Below are 19,783 nucleotides of genomic sequence, written 5' to 3' on the forward strand. Positions count from 1 at the left end.
CCGGCGCGCGCGGCTCGCGGCGAGCCGAGCCGGTCTCAGGACGGGGTCGCCAGGGCGAAGGGCAGGACCGCTTCGGCTCCGGCGGCGCGCAGGGTGCGGGCGGCCATGGTCAACGTCCAGCCGGAATCGGTGAGGGTGTCGACCAGCAGGATCGGGCCGTCGACGCCGGTGAGATCCGGTGCCTCCCAGGCATTGTGGAGGGCGGCGACGCGGTGGGCGGAGTTGGCGGCCGAGACCGGGGGCAGGTCGGGGCGCAGGTGCAGGACGCCGAGGTCTTGCAGGCGGCCGACTTTCGCGAGGGCGGCGGCCAGGGAACGGGTCAGCGCGGGGTAGCGGGGGGAGTCCATCGCGATGACGGCGGTCGGGCGTTGCGCCCAATCCCATTCGCGCAGCACGGTTGTGCAGGCGCGGAACACCTCGTCCGGGATGGGGGCGTCGGGGGCATCCAGCAGGGCGCGCAGGCGCTGACCCCAGCCCAGATCGCTGAGGCGGCCCAGAACCCGCCCGGTCTCGGCGCCGTCGGTGATCTTGCCGGACAAGGAGATGCCCAGCTTCGCCATACCGGTCGGCCACTGCTTGCGCGGGGCCAGGTCGATGCCGGGGCGGTCCAGGCGGGTACGGATGGCGGCCAGGTCGGCGGCGTCCACGCTGGTGTCCTGGCGGGTCCCGGTGCAGTTGTCGCAGCGGCCGCAGCCGGGGGCGTCCGCGGTCAGATCCGGGTCGTCGAGTTGACGGCGCAGGAAGTTCATCCGGCAGTCCGTCGTGGACTGGTAGTCGATCATGGCCTGTTGCTCGGCTGCGCGCGCGAGGCTCAGCCGTTCGTAGCGTTCGGTGTCGTAAACCCACGGCTCGCCGGTGCCCAGCCAGCCGCCGCGTACCCGCTGCACCGCGCCGTCCACATCCAGGACCTTCAGGACCATTTCCAGGCGGGAGCGGTTGAGCTCCACCAGGGGTTCGAGGGCGGCGGTGGAGAGCGGGCGGTCGGTGCCGAGAGCGGAGAGCACCGAGCGGACGACATGTTCGCGCGGGAAGGCCACCGAGGCGAAGTAGCTCCAGATCTGGCGGTCCTCCGGGCCGGGGAGCAGCACTACCTCGGCGCGTTCGGTGCCGCGGCCGGCGCGGCCGACCTGCTGGTAGTAGGAGATGGGGGAGGAGGGCGCGCCCACGTGCACCACGAAACCGAGGTCGGGTTTGTCGAAGCCCATGCCCAGCGCGGAGGTGGCGATGAGCGCCTTCACCTCATTGTTCAGCAGGGCGGCTTCGAGGGCTTCGCGTTCGGCCGGGTCGGTCTGGCCGGTGTAGGCGGCGACGTGATGGCCGTGCGAGTTCAGTACGTCCGCGAGGTCGTGGGCGGCGGCCACGGTGAGGCTGTAAACGATTCCGGAGCCGGGCAATTCGTGCAGATGGCGGCTGAGCCAGGCGGTGCGTTCGACGGCGTCGGGGATGCGGACCACGGACAGGTGCAGGGATTCGCGGTCCAGGCCGCCGCGCAATACCAGTGTGTCCGTGCCGATCTGGGTCGCTACATCGGTGACGACCCGGTCGTTGGCGGTGGCCGTGGTGGCCAGCACCGGCACGTCCGATCCCAGATCGGCGATGAGCGTGCGAATGCGGCGATAGTCCGGCCGGAAGTCGTGTCCCCAGTCGGATACGCAGTGGGCTTCGTCGATCACGACCAGGCCCGCGTCGGCGGCCAGCTTGGGCAGCACCGAATCGCGGAAGTCGGGGTTGTTCAACCGCTCCGGACTCACCAGCAGCACATCGATCTCACCGGAGGCGACGCGTGCGTGGATCTCGTCCCATTCGGTGACATTGCCCGAATTGATGGTCGCCGCAACCACTCCCGCGCGCTCGGCCGCCGCCACCTGGTTCCGCATGAGCGCCAGCAGCGGTGACACGATCACCGTCGGCCCGCGCCCCTGCGCCCGCAGCAGCTTGGCGGAGATGAAGTACACCGCCGACTTGCCCCAGCCGGTGCGCTGCACCACCAGCGCCCGCCGCCGGTCCACCACCAGGGCCTCGATGGCGACCCACTGATCCTCCCGCAGCCGCGCCGCCGGCCCTGCCAGCTCCCGCAGCAGCGCCTCGGCATCGGCCCGTAGCCCGGAGTCGGTGCCGGTCAGCGCGGTTTCGTGCGAGGACGAGGGGAAGGAGTCGGTCGGGGTCACGCGCTCCATGGTGCCCCACCCCACCGACAGCCCCGCATTCCCCGCCGACTTCGCGCACCCCGACCGCCGGCATGTCGGGACCCGCCGGCCGAATCGCCGATGTCCTGCGGGAATCGCCTTGATTGCGGTTGCGTGCAAGATCGCGCGGGAACCGCTGCGGCAGCGGACAATAGGAACGTCCGGGCTGGTTAGGGGCGTCCGGGGGAGCGCGAGGAGCCGAGTCATGCCGGACAAATTCCCATCACCCACGGGTTGGACTCCGCCCGGAGCGCAATTCCGCACGACGGGCACCGTGTCGAAAACGCTGACCGGCACCCTCGCGGGCCTGATCCTCACCCCGGTAGGCGTCGGCTTCGCCGCCAACGGCGCCGCCGACAGCCGCCAATGGACCATCCTCGGCGATCTCTCGGACCGCCTCGGCTCGGCCTTTCAAATCCTGCTCGGCGCAGCCCTGTTCCTGATCGTGGCCGCCCTCGCCGCCCACTCCCCGGCGGGCACCATCGTCGCCGGCCTGGTCTGGGGCGTCCTCCCCGGCCTGGTCTACCTGATCTTCCCCACCGACTGCTTCCGCCTGATCGGCAATATCCCCGCCATCTCCGACGAACTACACGTGGCCCTCTACGACTGGCTACGCACCGGCTTCCCCCTGATAGTCGGCATCCTGCTCATCGGCGCGGGCGTGGCCGCCACCTTCCGCCGCCGCTGAAACGACGGAAGGCGCGCGCCCTCATCCCTTCACACACAACACCTGCCGCAGCGTGGCCACGACATCCACCAAATCCGACTGCGCCGCAATAACTTGATCGATGTCCTTGTAAGCCGCCGGAATCTCATCGATAACCCCGGCATCCTTCCTCGACTCGACCCCCTCGGTCTGCGCAATCAAATCCGCCACCGTGAACTGCTTCTTGGCCGCATTCCGGCTCATCCGCCGCCCCGCCCCATGCGAAGCCGACTGGAACGAAGCCGGATTCCCCTTCCCCCGAACCACATACGACCGAGTCCCCATAGACCCCGGAATCAAAGCCAGATCCCCGGCCCCCGCCCGCACGGCCCCCTTCCGGGTGACCAGCATAGGCATCCCATCGATGATCTCCTCAGCCACGTAGTTGTGATGGCAAGAAATAGGCTCATCGAACTCCACCGGATGCTCCCCGAACTCCTCCCGCACAGCCTTGCAGATCAAAGCCAGCATGACCGCCCGATTCCGAGCCGCATACTCCTGCGCCCAATCCAGATCCCGTCGATAAGCATCCATCTCCGAAGTCCGAGCAAGAAACACCGCCAGATCCCGATCCACCAGATTCTGGTTGTGCGGCAACTTCCGAGCCACAGCCATATGCCGCTCAGCCAGTTCCTTACCGATATTCCGGCTTCCGGAATGCAACAGAATCCACACGGACTGATCGGTATCAAGGCAAATTTCCGCAAAATGATTGCCTTGGCCTAGGGTGCCGATTTGCTTGCGCGCCTTGGATTCCAGCGCCTGGACGCCGGGATGCAAATCGCTGAAGGACTTCCAAAAGCGCTCCCAGCCTGCGCGCATTGTGGTGCCCGCAGCTCGTTGTCCGGACACCTGAGCATTCAGTCGATTAACGTCAACGGGATCCTTGTGCGCTGAAAAGCCAACCGGGAGCACAGATTCGATGCGCGACCGCAGCGAACGCAGGTCGTCCGGCAGATCGGCAGCCTTCAAGGAGGTGCGGACGGCTTCCATTCCGCAGCCGATATCAACGCCGACTGCCGCGGGCGCGACGGCGTCCTTCATCGCGATGACGGAACCAACCGTCGCACCCTTACCCAGATGCACGTCCGGCATGACCCGCACTCCGTGCACCCACTCCAGCCGGGCGATATTCCGCAACTGTTGCAGCGCAGCCGCATCGACCTCGTGCTCGTGGGCCCACATGAGCGTCTGCGCTCGTGCTCCGCGCAGCTCGACGGGAAACATCGGACTGTCCTCTCTTTCGACTGCCGCTCACGTTAGGTGCACAAGAGCCCGCGGCGCACCCGAATTATCCGGACGGCAGCCGTCCCGCGGCCGCTACGGTTCGACGAAATCGGCTGCGAGGGAGCAGAGTTTCCATTCGCCTTCGCGGCGGACGAGGGTGCCGGTGTAGTCGATGTCTTTGAAGTAGTGGCGGTATTTTTCGGGGACGTTGGTGAAGGCTTCGTGGAAGATGAAGGTGGCGGCGTCGGGGGTGGTTTGGGTTACGCCGGTGACGGTGTTGGTGAAGCCGGCGCTTTTTACTTCGGGGCCTAAGGCTTTGTCGTATTGGGGGGTGTAGGTGGTGACTATTTCGTCTATGGCGTCGGCGGTTTCGGGGCAGGTGAGGGAGCGGAAGCCTTCCCAGTCGCGGGCGTTGGAGGTGGCGGCTACGGCGCGGGTCACCCGGATCAGGTCGGGGTCGAGGGTGGTGGGGTCGCCGGGGGTGAGGGGCTGGTCGGGGGCGTTGAAGACGACGGGGGCGGTGACGGGGGTGTAGCCGGTGCTGGCGAGGTTGGCTTCCATGGTGCGGCGCCAGGTGCCGTCGGCGATCATCGTGCGGATGGCGGCGGTGAGCTGGTTCTGGAGGGTGAGGTCGCCTTTTCGGACGCCGACGCCGTAGCGTTCGCGGGTGAAGCGGTGGCCGACCACGCGCAGGGTGCCGGGGTGTTCTTTGGCGTAGCCGGCCAGGATGACGTCGTCGGTGGTGACGGCGTCGACAGTGCCGGTGATCAGGTCGGCCACGCATTGGGCGTAGGTGTCGCGGGTGCTGAGTTCGACCTTGCGGGCGAAGCTGCGGCGGATCTTCTCGGCGGAGGTGGAGCCTTCGGCGGTGCAGACGGTGCGGCCGTTCAGGTCCTCGGGGCGGTCGATGGCGGATTCGCTCTGGCGCACCAGCAGGTCCTGGCCGGCGATCAGGTACGGCCCGGCGAAGGACACCAGCTGCTGGCGGCCCGCGGTGATGGAGTAGGAGGCGACGACGAAATCGACTGTGCCGGAGTTCAACAGGTCTTCGCGCTGCTCGGAGCGGGCTTCGCGCCAGGTGATGTGCTCGGGGCTGACGCCGAGTCGGCCCGCCAGGTAGACGGCGGTGTCGACGTCGAAGCCGGTGGGCTTACCGTCGGCGGTCCGCGTGGAGAGTCCGGGCTGATCGAATTTGATGCCGATGGTCAGCGTGCGCGGCGGCGGCTGCGGTGCGGGTGCGGGCTCGGGGTCCTGGGAACAGGAGGCCACCAGCAGTCCGGCCGCGACGGCGGCACTGCGGATCACACGCTTCATCGAATCTGATCTCCTGTCGTCAACCGGGCGGATCGAACGGGAAGAACAGCGCCGGTTGGTCACTTGTGTGGCAACCGGAGAGCACACGTGTGCATCAAAGCATCAGATATGGCGAAACGTGGGGGACATCGCCGAACGGCGGTGCAATTAGCCCGTTCGTCAGGGCGACCCGCAATTTCCTGGCGACCGCAGCTACCGGTAGCGCAGGCCGTCCGCGAGCACTGCGAAGGTGCGATCGCGCAGCCCGGGATCGGATCCGGCGGCGTGCATCGCCATGAAGTGACCCTGCAACAGGGTCATCAGGTCGCCGATGCCGATGTCGGTGCGCACCGCCCGCGCGGACTGGGCTCGCGAAAGCAGTTCGCCGATAGCGTTTTTCATCGCCGCGGTGGGTCCGGCGTAGGTGGTCGGATCATGCGGTCCGAGCGCCGCGGCCAGATCCCTTTTGGCCGCCCCTTCGACCACCATGCGGTCCAGGAATTCGAAGAACGCCGCGCCGGGATCACCGCTGGCGGCGGCCGCGCGAGCGCGTTCGGTCATCCGCTCGATCCGGTCCAGCATGGCCGCTTCGAACAGCGCCTCTTTTGTCGGGAAGTGCCGGTAAACCGTCCCCGGCCCCACTCCCGCCCGTCGCGCGATCTCGTCCAAGGGCACCGAAACCCCTTCCGCCGCAAAGGCTTCCTGTGCGGCGGCGAGTACGCGCTCGCGATTGCGGCGAGCGTCGGCGCGCAGGGGTCGTTCGGTCACCTCAGGAGAATACCGCCGTTGACAACCGGGGCGCACGCCCCGAATACTAAGCGGGTCCTACGTTCCGTTTCTGGAGGCACTCATGTCCCACACCGTAGAAACCGCCCGTGACCTCGTTGAACAGCTCTTCGTGGAGTTACCGTCCCGGGATGCCGACGCCTTCGCCGCCCGGATGGCCCCCGATGCCGTATTCGAAATGCCCTTCACCGTCCCCGGGCAGCCCGAACGCCTGGAGGGCCGCGAGCAGATCCGCGAATTCCTCGCCGCGCGTTGGGGTTCCATGTCGGGAATCGAAGTGCACGCCATCCACCCGTATGTGCACGAAACCGCCGACCCCGCCGTCTTCGTGGTCGAGAACGAGGTCGATGTGACCCGCCCCGACCGCGGCCGCGAGCAGGTGCGCTCATCGGTCAATGTCGTGCACGTCCGCGACGGCCTGGTGACGCTGTTCCGCGACTACATGAACACCGCTCGCCTGATGTCGCTGCCCCGCGACTGACCTGCGGAGGATCGCTCCGGAATACCCCTCGCCCCCGAATAGTTAGTGCATTAAGTATTTGTACGCTAACCTTCAGGGGCGAGGAGGTGTTCATGAACGAACCGGAAATCGACGACATGCTGAAGCTGGACCGCCAGGTCTGCTTCGCGCTGGCCGTCGCCAATCGAGCGGTACTCGCCGTCTACCGGCCACTTTTGGAGCCGATGGGGCTCACCCATCCGCAGTATCTGGTGATGCTGGCGCTCTGGGGCGAGTCCCCGATGTCGGTGAAGGCCATCGGCGATGCCATCCAGCTGGATTCGCCGACGCTCTCACCACTGCTCAAACGCCTGGAAGCGGCGGGCCTCATCACCCGCCGCCGGGCCGTGAACGACGAACGCAATCTCGTGGTCGACCTCACCGACGAGGGCCGCAAGCTGCGCGAGCAGGCGGAGCGGATTCCGCCGGCCGTGGTGGAACGGCTCGGGGTGAGCCTGGCCGAGCTGGAGCAGCTGCGTGACGCGCTCAATCGCGTGAACGATGCCGCGCGCCGCTCGGTGTTGCCGGAACCGCAGAAGGGATCTCGATAATGAAGCGCCCCAACCCGATTCAGTGGATCGGCTACGCCTTCGGCCGCAAACTCCCCGACCAGCTCCAGGATTGGGTGCGCAACGACCTGACCGGCACCTGGGCGGTCCCGCGGCATATCGTGCGCGGCCTGGTGCCCATGCTGCCGATCTTCGCGCTGTTCCTGCTGCTACCCGGCGAACTGTGGTTGCGGCTGGCGGTGATCCTGCTCGGCGTGCTGCTGGCGGTGTTCTACATCGTCGCCTATATGCCGATGAACCGCGCGCACCGCTTGGTCCGGCACGGGCTGCCGGAGGATCTGGAGAACCCGCACCGGGCCGGCCGGCGTGCGGCCGAGCGCGCCGCTTACGAGGCGCGCTACCACCACTGAGTCAGCTGGTGCAGGCCGAGCTGACCACTCGTGCCGCGCGCGGTGTGGAGCTGCCGAGATCCGGGAAGGCGGGGGCGCTTTCGCCCAGTCCGGCCACCGCGTTCTGCTCGGCCTCCTCGCGGGAGCCCGCGGCCGCCCAGCCCCATTTCCCGTCCGCGCCTTGGGCGATGGCCCCGCACCCGTCGGCGAATCGGAACACGATCTCGCAGTCGTAGTTGCCGCAATCGCGGATGGCGGCCGCATCGGCCGGAACCTTCCCGGCCCCCGTGCTCACCACGGCCGCGTTCTTGATCTGGGAGATGGCGATGGTGCCGAATCCCTGGCCCGCGGCCCCGGCGGTTCCGGCGGTGAGGGTCATGGCCACGGCGGCGCTGCCGAGTACCGGCGTGAGAATGCGTGTAACCGACAAGAGAATCCCTGACGTTTCATATGGACGAACTCCGGCGATGCTATCCGCTCGTCCTGTGAACCAGCTGGGAATTCCGGGCAAACGATTCAGATCGCCTGGGTCGGGGTCCGCGTCAGGGCCTGGCGCAAGGCGGCGAAGGCGGAGTCGTTGGCGCGCTGGGTTTCTCGCAGGTGGAAGGCCATGGACATGAAGCCGTGCACGGTGCCGTTCCAGCGGTGGATCTCGGCGGCGATGCCGGCGTCGCGCAGTCGCTGACCGTACGCTTCGCCCTCGTCGCGCAGCGGATCGAACTCCGCGGTGGCGATGTAGGCGGGCGGGAGGCCGGTGAGGTCGGCGAGCATCGGATTGGCGTACGGATTCGCCTTGTCCGCTTCGGAATTCAGGTATTGCCGCCAGTACCAGCGCAGGTGCGCCGCGGTCGTGAAGTAGCCCTCGGCATTGTCGGTGTAGGAGCCGCTGTCGGTGGCGGGATCCAGCATCGGGTACATCAGCAGCTGGAAGACGACGTCGGGGATACCGTTGTCGCGGGCTTGCAGGGCGGCGACGGTGGCGAGATTGCCGCCCGCGCTGTCGCCCGCGACCGCGAGGCGGGCGGGGTCGCCGCCGAGGGATTCGGCATTGTCGGCCACCCAGCGCAGTACGGCGTAGGCGTCGTCGGCGGCCGCCGGGAAGCGGGCGTCGGGTGCGCGGCGGTAGTCGACCGAAATCACCATCACCCCGGCCGCATTGGCCATCATGCGGCAGAACTTGTCGTGACTCTCCAAGTTGCACAGGACGAATCCGCCGCCGTGATAGAAGACGACTACCGCCGGGGTCGGTTCGGCATCGAGCGGCCGGTACAGCCGCACCGGGATCTCCGGCGCGTCGATCGGGCCGGGCACCAGCCATTCCTCCACCGCCGCAACGGGAATCGGTTCGGCCTGCACGGCGGGGCGGGAAGCCAGGAAGGCCCGCGCTTCGGCGGCGTCGAGCACCTCGGTGCCCAAAGCCGGGAAGGCCGCCGACGCGGCATCCACAAAGGTCTGCCATTCGGGAGACAGAGACATGAGGAACTCCTTTGCGCCGGAAGGCGTTTGAGAAACGAGTCGGGCCGCCGCCCGGATGGGCGGCGGCCCGCCCCGGTTCGAGGATCGAGGACTACATGCCGCGCGGGATGAACTTGCCGGCGGCCAGACCGCCGTCCACGGTCACCTCCGCGCCGGTGATGTAGGCCGAGGCGTCGGAGGCCAGGAAGGCGACCAGTTCGGCGACCTCCTCGGGCAGGCCGGTGCGCTCCAGCGGCAGGGTCGGGAAGCTGCCCGGGCCGGTGGTCAGGTAGGGCACCATCGGGGTGGCGATGGGGCCGGGATGCACCGAGTTGACGCGGATCCGGGCCGGGCCGAGCTCCAGCGCGGAGATCTTGGACAGGCCGCGCAGACCCCACTTGGAGGAGCCGTAGGCGGAGTGGTTCATCAGGCCCTCGAGCCCGGCCTGCGAGGAGATGTTGACGATGGAACCGCCGCCGTTCTCGATCATGCCCGGCACCACGGCCTGGATGCCCAGGAACGCGCCGACCAGGTTGACCTTCAGAATGCGCTCCAGCTCTTCGGGAGTGGTCTCCATGAGCGGCTTCATGATGTAGATGGCGGCATTGTTGACCAGCACGTCGAGCTTGCCGAAGGTCGAAACGGCCGTCTGCACGGCGGTTTTCCAGCTCTCGGCGTCGGTGACGTCGTGGCGCACGAAGACGGCGGCGTCGCCGAGGGCGTCGGCGAGCTCCTTACCCTCGGCCTCGAGCACATCGGTGATGACGACCTTGGCGCCGCGCTCCACGAACAGGCGGGCCTCGGCCGCGCCCTGGCCGCGCGCGGCACCGGTGATCAGGGCGACTTTGCCGTTCAGATCAGCCATTTCGGTTCCTTCTTCTCGGTTGCTACTGGTGGCGGAAGTGGGGGATGACCTTCTCGCCCCACTGGCGGATGGTCTCCATGCAGGCGTCCTGCGGGACGGTGCCCATCTGAATGAGGCAGAGAATCTCGTCGGCCCCGGCGGCCTGGAGCCGCTCCACATAGGCGATGGCGTCGTCGGCGGTGCCGTAGGCGTGCTCGGTATTGAAGATGGCGGTCGCGCCGGTCTTCACCGGAATCTTGGCTTCGTGCAGGTAGGCGACGTGTTCGGCTTCGGCTGCGCGCATCTGGGCGACGGCGTCGGCGTTCGGGTCGACGGCCTCGTCGGGGACCGGCCCGGCACCGTAGTAATGCTTGATGGCCTGGGCGAAGAACCGCTGCCCGCGCGCCCCGATCTGGATGGCCTGCTCGCGATCGTCGAGCACGATGGTCGGGCACAGCGCCGCGAAGTGATCGTTCACCACGGTGGACACGAACCGCTCCCCGGTGCGCGCGGCAATGGCGTCGTCGTAGATGCGGCGCAGTTCGGCGATTTCCGCGACGCCCGCGAAACCCAGTACGAGAGCGCCGATTCCGTACTCCGCCGCGAGCTTCAGGGTGTCCTTCTTGGTGCATGCCATGAACAGCGGCGGGTGCGGCCGCTGCACCGGCCGCGGCAGCAGATGGTGCGGCGAGATATCCAAAAGCTCACCGTGGTACTCGAATTCGGCTTCCGGGTCCTGCCAGGCGGCCGCGATCATCCGCAGTGATTCCTCGACCTCCCGATAGGTCCGCGCGGGATCGACTCCGCACATGGAGGTTTCGACCTCGGTGGATCCACGCCCCGCGCCCAGGTTCAGCCGCCCGCCCGAGAGCACGTCGAGCATGGCCGCGCGCTCGGCCGCCCGCACGGGATGGTTGAAGTTGAACGGCATGCACACCACACCGTGCCCGATGCGCACCCGCGAGGTCTTGGCCGCCACCCAGGTCAGGAAGATCTCCGGCGCGCTCATGTGCGCGTACCACTTGAGCCCGTGATGCTCGACCGCCCAGACGGTGTCGAACCCCATCTCGTCGGCCAGCACCGCCTGTTCGACGGAGTCCCGCAACACCTGCGCCTCGTGCTCGGCCGTCGGATCCGTCATCTGAGCTTCGAAGATCATCGAGAACTTCATCAGAGACTCCTGGTTCCGGCTGGTCGAGGCGGCAATGCCTAACCGAAATACTTCTGCACTCATACCTCCAGGTCATCGAGTTGTCTCAGTGGCCGGGACCACACCATGCTCTCGATTAACTACCGACTTACCGTCGGTTCATCAGCCACATTTCCAGCCCTGCGCCGCGCATTACGCGCGGCACGGGTGCCAAAGAGCGGAGATGCGGTCGCGTCGGGTGATGGTGAATCAGAAGGACGGGAATCCGTGGGACAGCTGGACGGCAAGGTAGCCCTCGTCACGGGCGGTGCGCGCGGGATGGGCGCGGAGCATGTACGGCGATTCGTCGCCGAGGGTGCCCGCGTGGTGTTCGGTGACGTGCTCGACGAGGAGGGTAAGGCCCTGGCGGCCGAGCTGGGCGACGCCGTTCACTATGTGCACCACGATGTGACCAGTGAAAGTGACTGGGAAGCAGCGGTTTCCGAGGCGGTGTCGCGGTTCGGCAAGCTCGATGTGCTGATCAACAATGCCGGCATTCTGCGTTTCAAGCGCATCACCGAGATGAGCCTGGACGAGTTCCAGACCATTATGAATATCAATGTGACCGGCGCGTTCCTCGGCATCAAGACCGCCGCGGCCGCCCTCACCAATGCCGGCGGCGGTTCCATCGTCAATGTGTCCTCGGTCGAGGGTTTCGTCGGCGCCGCCGGCCTGTCCGCCTACAGCGCGAGCAAATTCGCGCTGCGCGGGCTCACCAAATCCGCCGCGCGGGAGCTGGGCCACTCGGGTATCCGGGTGAACTCGCTGCATCCCGGCGGTATCGCCACCCCCATGACCGCCGCGGTCGCGGGCGCGTCCGGGGTGGACGGCAATACCTTCTTCTCCGAATTGCCCATTCCGCGCTGGGGTCAGCCGGTCGAGGTCTCCGAGGTGGCGTTGTTCCTGGCCTCCGATGCCTCGAGCTATTGCACGGGCGGCGAATTCGTCGTCGACGGCGGCATGTTGACCAGCTGCGGCTATTAAGGACTGAACTCTCATGGAATTCGAATTCGACGTCGTGGTCGTGGGTTCCGGTGCGGCGGGTATGACCGCCGCGCTGACCGCCGCCTATCGGGGCCTGTCGGTCACCTTGATCGAGAAGAGCCATCTGTTCGGTGGTTCCACCGCGCGCTCGGGCGGCGGCATCTGGGTGCCGAACAATCCGGTCTTGCAGGCGGCCGGGGTGCCGGACAGCCCGACCATGGCGCGCACGTATCTGAAAGCCGTTGTCGGCGATCGGGTTCCGGACGCCAAGCAGCGCGCGTTCCTGGAGCACGGCCCGGAGATGTTCCGGTTCATCGGGGCTCGCTCCAAGTATTGGGAGTTCGCTTACGACCGAGGTTATTCCGACTACCATCCGGAGTTCCCGGGCGGGCTGGCGCAGGGTCGCAGCATCGAGCCCAAGCCGATCGACGGGCGACTGCTGGGCGGCGATCTGCACAAGATCAACAAGCCGACCATGTCCGCGCCCAAGGGTATTGCCATCACGGTCAAGGACTTCCACGACCTGAACATGATCGCCCGCACCTGGGCGGGCAAGAAGACCGCGATCAAGGTCGGCGCGCTCACCGCGCTGAACATGATCAAGGGCGCGCTGCCGCTGAGCCTGGGCAAGGCGCTCGCCGCCCGGCTGTGGCTGTCGCTGCGCGACGCGGGCGTGCCGGTGTGGCTGAACACGCCGCTCACCGAGGTCATCGTCGAGAACGGCGTGGTGGTCGGCGTCCAGGCCGAGCACGAGGGTCGCCCGGTGACCATCAAGGCCAAGCGTGGCGTGGTGCTCGCGGCCGGCGGGTTCGAGCACAACCTGGAGATGCGTAAGCAGTACATCGCCGGACCGCAGAACACCGCGTGGACCGTGGGCGCGACCGAGAACATCGGCGAAGGCATCGTCGCGGGCCAGAAGGCCGGTGGCGCGGTCGATCTCATGGACGACGCCTGGTGGGGCCCGTCGGTGCGCAATCCCGACGGCCCGCCGTTCTTCATGCTGGCCGAGCGTTCGCAGCCGGGCGCGATCGTGGTGAACGCCAAGGGTGAGCGGTTCGTCAACGAGTCCGCGCCGTACGTGAACGTCGTGCACACCATGTACGAGGAGGAGGAGAAGGTGCCGGGCAGCATTCCCGCGCACTTCATCTTCGATCAGAACTTCCGCGACCGGTACCTGTTCCTGGGCAACTTCCCCAAGCGCCCGCTGCCGCAGAAGTACTTCGACGCGGGCATCATCAAGCAGGCCGACACGCTCGCCGAACTCGCTGCCAAGCTGGGCATTCCGGCCGACAAGCTGGCCGCCACGGTGGAGCGGTTCAACGGGTTCGCGCGCAACGGGCGCGACGAGGACTTCCTGCGCGGCGATTCCGCCTACGACCGCTACTACGGCGACCCGACCGTGAAGCCGAACCCGACCCTGGCTCCGCTGGAGCGCGGGCCGTTCTACGCGGTCGAGATGGTGCCGGGCGATCTGGGCACCAAGGGTGGCCTGGTCACCGACGAGCACGCTCGCGTGCTGGACGAGCAGGGCGCGGTCATCGCCGGACTCTATGCGGCGGGCAACAATTCGGCCGCCGTGATGGGCAACGACTATGCCGGTGCGGGCGCGACCATCGGACCCGCCATGGTCTTCGGATACATCGCCGCCAACCACATGGCAGATCAGGAGCAGTGACATGGGACGGGTCGATACCAAGGTCGTGATCGTCACCGGCGGTGCGCGCGGTATGGGTGCGGCGTTCGCGCGCAAGCTGGTGAGTGAGGGCGCGAAGGTCGTCATCGCCGATGTGCTGGTGGACGAGGGCGCGGCGCTGGCCGCTGAACTCGGCGACGGCGCGCTGTTCCAGGCCCTGGACGTGACCGACGAAAACGCTTGGAACGATGTGGTTTCCACGGCGGAAGCGAAGTTCGGCCCCGTCTCCGGTCTGGTCAACAATGCGGGCATCGTGCACGTGGATCCGATCGAGAAGCTCTCGGAAGCCGACTACCGCAAGGTCATCGACGTCAACCAGGTCGGTGTGTTCCTGGGGATGAAGGCCGTCGTCGGCTCCATGCGGCGCGCGGGCGTCGGATCGATCGTGAACATCTCCTCGACCGGCGGGCTGATCGGCTACTCGAACATCCTGGGTTACGTCGCCTCCAAATGGGCGGTGCGCGGCATGACGAAAACCGCTGCGCAGGAACTGGCTTCGGACAATATCCGCGCCAACTCCGTGCATCCCGGCATCGTCGCCACCGAAATGGTCGCCACCTCGGAGCGTTCGGCGAGCATCGCGAAGAACCAGCCCATCGCCCGCCCGGGCACCCCCGAGGAACTCGCCAACCTGGTGCTGTTCCTCATCTCGGACGAATCCTCCTACAGCACCGGGTCGGAATTCATCGCCGACGGCGGCTTCACCACTCAGTAAGGAACAAGCCCATGAAGGACTTCCGCGGCAAGGTCGCCGTCATCACCGGCGCGGGCGCCGGTATCGGCCGGGCGCTGGCCCTGGAACTGGCCCGCAACGGCGCGCAGCTGGCGCTGTCGGGCCGGAATCTCGAGAATGTCGCCGAGACGGTGGCGCTCTGCGAGAAGGAGGGCGCGAAGGCGAAGGCGTACCAGCTGGACGTCACCGATCGCGCCGCGGTGTACGCGCACGCCGATGAGGTGGTCGCGGACTTCGGCAAGGTGAATATCGTCATCAACAATGCGGGCGTCTCGCTGACCGCCAATATCGAGGATGTCGCCTGGGAAGACCTGGAGTGGATCTTCGGCATCAACTTCTGGGGCACCGCGCACGGCACCAAAGCCTTTCTGCCGCACGTGATCGCCTCCGGTGACGGGCACATCGCCAATGTGTCGTCCATGTTCGGCCTGGTGGCCTGCCCCAGCCAGGGCGGCTACAGCTCCTCGAAGTACGCCATGCACGGCTTCACCGACGCGCTGCGCCAGGAAATGATCATCGCGGGCCACAATGTGGGCGTCTCCTCCGTGCACCCGGGCATGATCAAGACCGAAATCGCCTGGAAGGCCCGCGCTTCCGCCAATCGCGACCGCGACGCGCTGGCCGAGAACTTCGACCGGCTGGCCCAGACCAGCCCCGAGGTCTGCGCCAAGACCGTGCTCAACGGCATCCGCAAGAACAAGCCGCTCATCCTGATCGGCAAGGACGCCAAGGCGATGAACATCATGCGCCGCCTGCTCGGCTCCGGCTACATGAAGCCGCTGACCGCGCAGATGCGCAAGGAAATCTAGGTCCCGTCGCCGCCGCGATCCGGCGAACGGGCCTACGGCCGGCAGCCCCGCACTCCAGTGCGCGGGGTTGCCGGCCGCCTGCGCAGCGGCCGCTATGCCGGATTGCGCAATTGGGCTTTGAGGACCTTGCCGCCGGCATTGCGGGGCAGACTGTCGGTGAAGACGACCTCGCGCGGAACCTTGTAGCCGGCCAGCTTGTCCCGGGACCATTCGATGATGGCTTCGGCGATGGCCTCGGCATCGTCGATATCGGCCCGGGGGACCACCACGGCGCGGCCGACCTCGCCGAGCCGGGGATCGGGGACGCCGACCACCGCGACATCGCGAATATTCGGGTGTTGCAACAGGACTCGTTCGATCTCGGCCGGGTAGGCGTTGAAGCCGCCGACGATGAACATGTCCTTGAGGCGGTCGGTGATGCGCAGGTAGCCGTCGGGGCCGAGGGCGCCGATATCGCCGGTGTGCAGGTAGCCGTCCGGGTCGACGACCTCGGCGGTGGCCTCCGGATCGTCGAGGTAGCCGCGCATGACGTTCGGGCCCTTGACGGTGATCTCACCGGATTCGCCGAGTTCGACTGGTGCGCCGTCGCGGCCGACAATGCGGATCTCGGTGCCGGGCAGGGCTTTTCCGACCGTGCCCGCGATGAGTTCGGTCGGGGCGTCCGGTGGGCAGACCGTCACCACGCCGACGGATTCGGTCAGACCGTAGGCGGTGAAAACGTAAGGCACGCGCAGGTCTTCGCGAATGCGGTCCACCAGTTCGGCGGGGATGGGCGCGCCGCCGGTGCCCGCCAGGCGGAGTGAGCCGAGCATGAATTCGGAGCGGTCGGCGTGCAGCAGATCGTCGAAAAGCGTTGGGGGACCCGCTAGGACGGTGATGCGCTCGTGCTCGATCAGGCGCAGCACGGACTGGGTTTCGAAGCGTTCGATGGGCACCATGGTGGCGGTGCGCAACAAGCAGGCGATGATGCCCGCCTTGTAACCGAAGGTGTGGGAGAACGGATTGACCAGCAGGTAGCGATCACGGGCGCGCAGGGTGACCGCGTCGGCCCAGCGGGTGAAGACCTCCAGCGTCTGGGCGTGGGTCGCCAATACGCCCTTGGGTGCGCCCGTGGTGCCGGAGGTGAACAGGATGTCGGAGATGTCGTCCGGGGCGACGGCCTCGGCGCGTTCGCGCGCGTACTCCGGCGGGACCACCGTGCCGGGGGCGAGGAAGCCCTGCCACGAACTGATATCCCAGTCCTCGGTGCTCTCCCCGGGTGCCTCATCGAGCAGGATCAGATGCTCCAGCTCGGGCAGCCCACCGGCCGCGGCCAGCATCGCCGGGTAATCGTGGCCCAGGAACTCCTGCACCGTGCAGACCGCCTTGGCGCGGCTGCGCACCAGCACCTCCGCGGCCTCCGGCCCGCGCAGCCGAGTACTGATCGGCACCAGCGTCGCGCCCGCACCCAGCATCCCCAGCGCCGCGGTGATCCACCGAATGCCGTTGGGAGCCCACATCCCGACCCGATCGCCCGCCTCGATACCCGATGCGATGGCGGCCCGCGTCACCGCACCGACCTCCGCGGCCAGCTCCCCGAAGGTCAGCCGCCCCGCCGGTCCGGCGATCGCGACCGCCTCCGGATACCGTTTCGCTCGATCCGCCAGCAGCGCCGGAATCGTCGAGATCGGGGCAGTCGCAGGACGCCCGCCCGTGGCTGCCGCATGCCGCCGATCCATGCGCCCATCCTGCCGCACCACCCCCACCCGAAACCCGGTTTTCCCCGTGCCATCCCGCTGACCGGGCGTGCCGGTTCCGCCTCTCCGGGACTTCAGCGCGCGGCTCGGGAGCCGTTGCCGGTTTCGCATGCGGGCCGGCGGTGAGAGCCGAGACCATTTCGGTCGTGCCCCGGGAGTTACCCCGGGCGGAGCGAGATCAGTTGTCGGGTTGGGCAACGTTCGTGGCTGGGCGGACCGGGGTTGGCGGGGCTAGTGGATCTGCCGGGTTCTCATATACCGGGTCGGCATATTCGGGTTCGGGGTTCCGCTGATCGGGACGGGGGTTGGGGGTGTGGCGGGGGAGCGGGCACGCTCGGTTGAGTGGTCCCGGTGGTGGGACGGATAGGCCCGGCCGACCGCCGATTCGAGCGGCGCTGGAGCGATCGATGAATCCAAGACCTCGGAGGAGTGACATGAGCGCGGGAGCGGAGCTAGCGCAGCGACCGGCGGCCGACGCCGTCACCGTCGTCGAACTCGACGGTGCGTGCCAGCTGTCGCGCGAGAAGATCGGCGGCAAGGCGTGGAGCATCAATCACATGCGGGCGCTGGGGTTGCCGGTGCCGCCCGGGTTCGTGATCACCACCGACGCGTGGGCCGATTACACGGTGCGCGGGGAGATCGCGACTGAGATCTGGGAGCAGGTGCGCGCCGGGATCGCGATGATCGAGCGCGGGACCGGGCGGAAGTTCGGGTCGGCGGAGCGGCCGTTGCTGGTGTCGGTGCGTTCGGGTGCGGCGATCAGCATGCCCGGCATGATGGATACCGTGCTGAACCTCGGGATGACCGACGAGGTGCAGCGGGCGCTGGCCGACGAGACTCGTAATCCGGTGTATGCCAACGACACTCGGGATCGATTCGTGCACCAGTATCGGGAGACCGTGCTCGGTGACGCCGCCGGCGTGGTGCCCGCCGATCCGTGGGATCAGCTGCGCGGGGCGGTCGAAGCGGTGTTCCGGTCCTGGGATTCGGCCCGCGCCAAGACCTATCGCGCGCATCGCGGGGTGCCCGACACCCTCGGCACCGCGGTGACGGTGCAGGCCATGGTCTTCGGCAACCTGGACGAATTGTCCGGCACCGGTGTGCTTTTCAGCCGCAACCCGAATACCGGCCACGGCCCCGTCTACGGTGAATGGCTGGTCGGCGGGCAGGGCGAGGACGTGGTCTCCGGCCGCCTCACCCCGCGCCCGCTCGATGAGCTGGCCGCCACCCAGCCCGCCGTGCACGCGCCCCTGATCGCCGCCGCACAGCTGCTGGAGCGGGACGGGCGGGATCTCCAGGACATCGAATTCACCGTGGAATCCGGAACGCTGTGGCTGTTGCAGTCGCGCCCGGCCAAGCGTTCGGCGCGGGCCGCGGTCCGCACCGCCGTGGCCATGGTGGAGGAAGGGCTGATCACCGCCGCCGAAGCGCTGCGCCGCCTCACCCCCGAGCAGGTGCGCGAAGTGCTGCGTCCCGCCTCCGGTGACACCACCGGCCTCGAGCCGCTCGCCCGCGGCGAATCCGCTTGCCCCGGACTGGCTTCCGGCGTCGTGGTCATCGATCCCAATGAGGCCGAGGCCCGCGCCGAAGCGGGCGAGGACGTCATCCTGGTGCGACCCACCACCAGCCCCGACGACCTGCACGGCATGATCGCGGCCCGCGCCATCGTCACCGAATTGGGCGGCGCCACTTCGCATGCTGCGCTCGTCAGCCGTGAACTGGGCCGCCCCTGCGTGGTCGGCTGCGGTCCGGGCGTGGTCGACGCCCTCACCGGCAAGACCGTCACCGTCGACGGCGGCGCGGGCCTGGTGCTGCTGGGCGAGATCACCGCCAACCCGGTCGAACAGTCCGTGCTCGACGATGTCCGCCGCCTCGCCGACTGGGCGGGTGTCGAGAGCGACCAGCTCGCCGACACCCTTGAAACCCGCTCGGCTGACGCCGGCGAGATCGACGCTGTCGAAGTCGCTGCCGACGGTGCCGCATCGGCCGGTGCTGTGGGCGTCGCTGTTGCCGGCAGCAGCGCCGCGCAGGCAGGTGGTGCGGGCGGTGCCGCCGATGGTGCTACCGCGCAGGCTGGTTCCTCGTACGTCGACGCCGCTACGACGGACGTGGCCGCCCCCGCTCCCGCCCCCGTCACCGAGCTGGCCGTGCTCCGGCTGGTCGGCATCAAGGGCCGGGTGAAGTCGGACAACCTGGCTGCCAGCCTGTTCGCGGAGGTCGACGAAATCGACTCGTGCTGTGCGGATCTCGTCAGCGCCGGGTTCGCCGCCGCTACCCCGGCGGGCTTCCGGCTCACCCCGGAGGGCCGTCCGCGTCTGGAGCAGCTGCTGATCGAGGAGCGCGGCAGCATCGACCATGCCGCCGTCACCGCCGCCTACGACGAGTTCTGCGTGTACAACGCCGATCTCAAGGTGATCATCACCGATTGGCAGATGAAGGACCCGGCCACGGTCAACGATCACGCGGATGCCGAATATGACGCGGGAGTGCTTGCGCGCCTGCACGATACGCACCGCAACCTGCGGCCGCTGATCGCCCGCATCGGAGGTATCGCACCCCGCCTGTCCGGCTATCTCGCCCGCCTCGATCGCGCGGTGGAGAAGATCGCCGAGGGCGATCACACCTGGGTGGCCCGTCCCATCATGGACAGCTATCACACCGTCTGGTTCGAGCTGCACGAAGACCTGATCGGCCTGTGCGGCCTGACCCGCGCCGAAGAAGCGGCGGCCGGCCGTGCCCACTGAT

The 19,783-nt window shown here is 67.7% G+C and carries 18 protein-coding genes; 9 read left to right on the top strand and 9 right to left on the bottom strand.

The window, feature by feature from the left end; all coding sequences use genetic code 11:
- Positions 1-35 precede the first annotated feature (35 nt).
- The gene (locus NI1_RS33060) at positions 36-2,177 is read right to left on the bottom strand and encodes a RecQ family ATP-dependent DNA helicase (protein ID WP_067829312.1); all 2,142 of its coding nucleotides are present in this window, start codon (positions 2,175-2,177) and stop codon (positions 36-38) included.
- A gap of 214 nt (positions 2,178-2,391) precedes the next feature.
- Here NI1_RS33060 and NI1_RS33065 point away from each other — a divergent pair, with 214 nt between their 5' ends.
- Positions 2,392-2,874 (top strand): hypothetical protein, encoded by a 483-nt coding sequence (locus NI1_RS33065; protein ID WP_067828982.1) that lies wholly within the window; start codon positions 2,392-2,394, stop codon positions 2,872-2,874.
- A 21-nt stretch (positions 2,875-2,895) separates the two neighbouring features.
- On the opposite strand, the gene NI1_RS33070 is transcribed toward NI1_RS33065, so the two are convergent.
- The 3 genes from NI1_RS33070 to NI1_RS33080 form a co-directional block, all read right to left on the bottom strand.
- A complete protein-coding gene (locus NI1_RS33070; RefSeq protein ID WP_067828985.1) occupies positions 2,896-4,119 on the bottom strand; it encodes an RtcB family protein in 1,224 nt (407 codons plus the stop codon).
- Between the two features lie 93 nt (positions 4,120-4,212).
- Positions 4,213-5,433, bottom strand: a complete 1,221-nt coding sequence (locus tag NI1_RS33075) for a glutamate ABC transporter substrate-binding protein (RefSeq protein WP_067828988.1) — start codon at positions 5,431-5,433, stop codon at positions 4,213-4,215.
- A 192-nt stretch (positions 5,434-5,625) separates the two neighbouring features.
- A complete protein-coding gene (locus tag NI1_RS33080) occupies positions 5,626-6,180 on the bottom strand; it encodes a TetR/AcrR family transcriptional regulator (protein ID WP_067828992.1) in 555 nt (184 codons plus the stop codon).
- A gap of 82 nt (positions 6,181-6,262) precedes the next feature.
- Between NI1_RS33080 and NI1_RS33085 the strand changes: the two genes are divergently transcribed.
- The 3 genes from NI1_RS33085 (at position 6,263) to NI1_RS33095 (ending at position 7,616) form a co-directional block, all read left to right on the top strand.
- Entirely contained in the window at positions 6,263-6,679 is a 417-nt protein-coding gene (locus NI1_RS33085; RefSeq protein ID WP_067828995.1) for a nuclear transport factor 2 family protein, read from the top strand.
- 92 nt (positions 6,680-6,771) lie between these two features.
- A complete protein-coding gene (locus NI1_RS33090; protein WP_067829314.1) occupies positions 6,772-7,248 on the top strand; it encodes a MarR family winged helix-turn-helix transcriptional regulator in 477 nt (158 codons plus the stop codon).
- Positions 7,248-7,616 carry a DUF5313 family protein gene (locus NI1_RS33095; RefSeq protein WP_067828998.1) on the top strand — a complete coding sequence of 123 codons (369 nt, stop codon included), beginning with the start codon at positions 7,248-7,250 and terminating at the stop codon, positions 7,614-7,616. Before NI1_RS33090 ends, NI1_RS33095 begins: the two co-directional genes overlap by 1 nt.
- A gap of 1 nt (position 7,617) precedes the next feature.
- Here NI1_RS33095 and NI1_RS33100 read toward each other — a convergent pair whose 3' ends face one another.
- The 4 genes from NI1_RS33100 to NI1_RS33115 form a co-directional block, all read right to left on the bottom strand.
- Complete coding sequence (locus NI1_RS33100; protein WP_245663514.1) at positions 7,618-8,025, bottom strand: DUF4189 domain-containing protein; 408 nt, start codon at positions 8,023-8,025, stop codon at positions 7,618-7,620.
- 86 nt (positions 8,026-8,111) lie between these two features.
- On the bottom strand, positions 8,112-9,071 hold the full coding sequence (gene lipP1 / locus NI1_RS33105) for a LipP1 family hormone-sensitive lipase (protein ID WP_067829001.1): 960 nt from the start codon (positions 9,069-9,071) through the stop codon (positions 8,112-8,114).
- A gap of 91 nt (positions 9,072-9,162) precedes the next feature.
- Positions 9,163-9,915, bottom strand: coding sequence for an SDR family NAD(P)-dependent oxidoreductase (locus NI1_RS33110; RefSeq protein WP_067829005.1), 753 nt, complete (start codon positions 9,913-9,915; stop codon positions 9,163-9,165).
- 22 nt (positions 9,916-9,937) lie between these two features.
- Positions 9,938-11,065, bottom strand: a complete 1,128-nt coding sequence (locus NI1_RS33115; RefSeq protein WP_067829008.1) for an LLM class flavin-dependent oxidoreductase — start codon at positions 11,063-11,065, stop codon at positions 9,938-9,940.
- A 246-nt stretch (positions 11,066-11,311) separates the two neighbouring features.
- On the opposite strand from NI1_RS33115, the gene NI1_RS33120 reads away from it, so the two are divergent.
- The 4 genes from NI1_RS33120 to NI1_RS33135 are packed head-to-tail and all read left to right on the top strand — an operon-like array spanning position 11,312 to position 15,302.
- Positions 11,312-12,067, top strand: a complete 756-nt coding sequence (locus NI1_RS33120) for a glucose 1-dehydrogenase (protein ID WP_067829010.1) — start codon at positions 11,312-11,314, stop codon at positions 12,065-12,067.
- Between the two features lie 13 nt (positions 12,068-12,080).
- Entirely contained in the window at positions 12,081-13,742 is a 1,662-nt protein-coding gene (gene kstD / locus NI1_RS33125; protein WP_067829013.1) for a 3-oxosteroid 1-dehydrogenase, read from the top strand.
- A 1-nt stretch (position 13,743) separates the two neighbouring features.
- Positions 13,744-14,475, top strand: a complete 732-nt coding sequence (locus NI1_RS33130; RefSeq protein WP_067829016.1) for a glucose 1-dehydrogenase — start codon at positions 13,744-13,746, stop codon at positions 14,473-14,475.
- A gap of 11 nt (positions 14,476-14,486) precedes the next feature.
- Positions 14,487-15,302, top strand: a complete 816-nt coding sequence (locus tag NI1_RS33135; protein WP_067829021.1) for an SDR family NAD(P)-dependent oxidoreductase — start codon at positions 14,487-14,489, stop codon at positions 15,300-15,302.
- Positions 15,303-15,394: 92 nt separating this feature from the next.
- Here the strand turns inward: NI1_RS33135 and NI1_RS33140 are convergent, their stop codons facing one another.
- Entirely contained in the window at positions 15,395-17,020 is a 1,626-nt protein-coding gene (locus tag NI1_RS33140; RefSeq protein WP_067829025.1) for a FadD3 family acyl-CoA ligase, read from the bottom strand.
- Between the two features lie 452 nt (positions 17,021-17,472).
- Between NI1_RS33140 and NI1_RS38975 the strand changes: the two genes are divergently transcribed.
- Complete coding sequence (locus tag NI1_RS38975; RefSeq protein ID WP_067829028.1) at positions 17,473-19,782, top strand: pyruvate, phosphate dikinase; 2,310 nt, start codon at positions 17,473-17,475, stop codon at positions 19,780-19,782.
- Position 19,783 lies beyond the last annotated feature (1 nt).

Source organism: Nocardia inohanensis NBRC 100128, from assembly GCF_001612945.1.
Taxonomy (GTDB): Bacteria; Actinomycetota; Actinomycetes; order Mycobacteriales; family Mycobacteriaceae; genus Nocardia; species Nocardia inohanensis.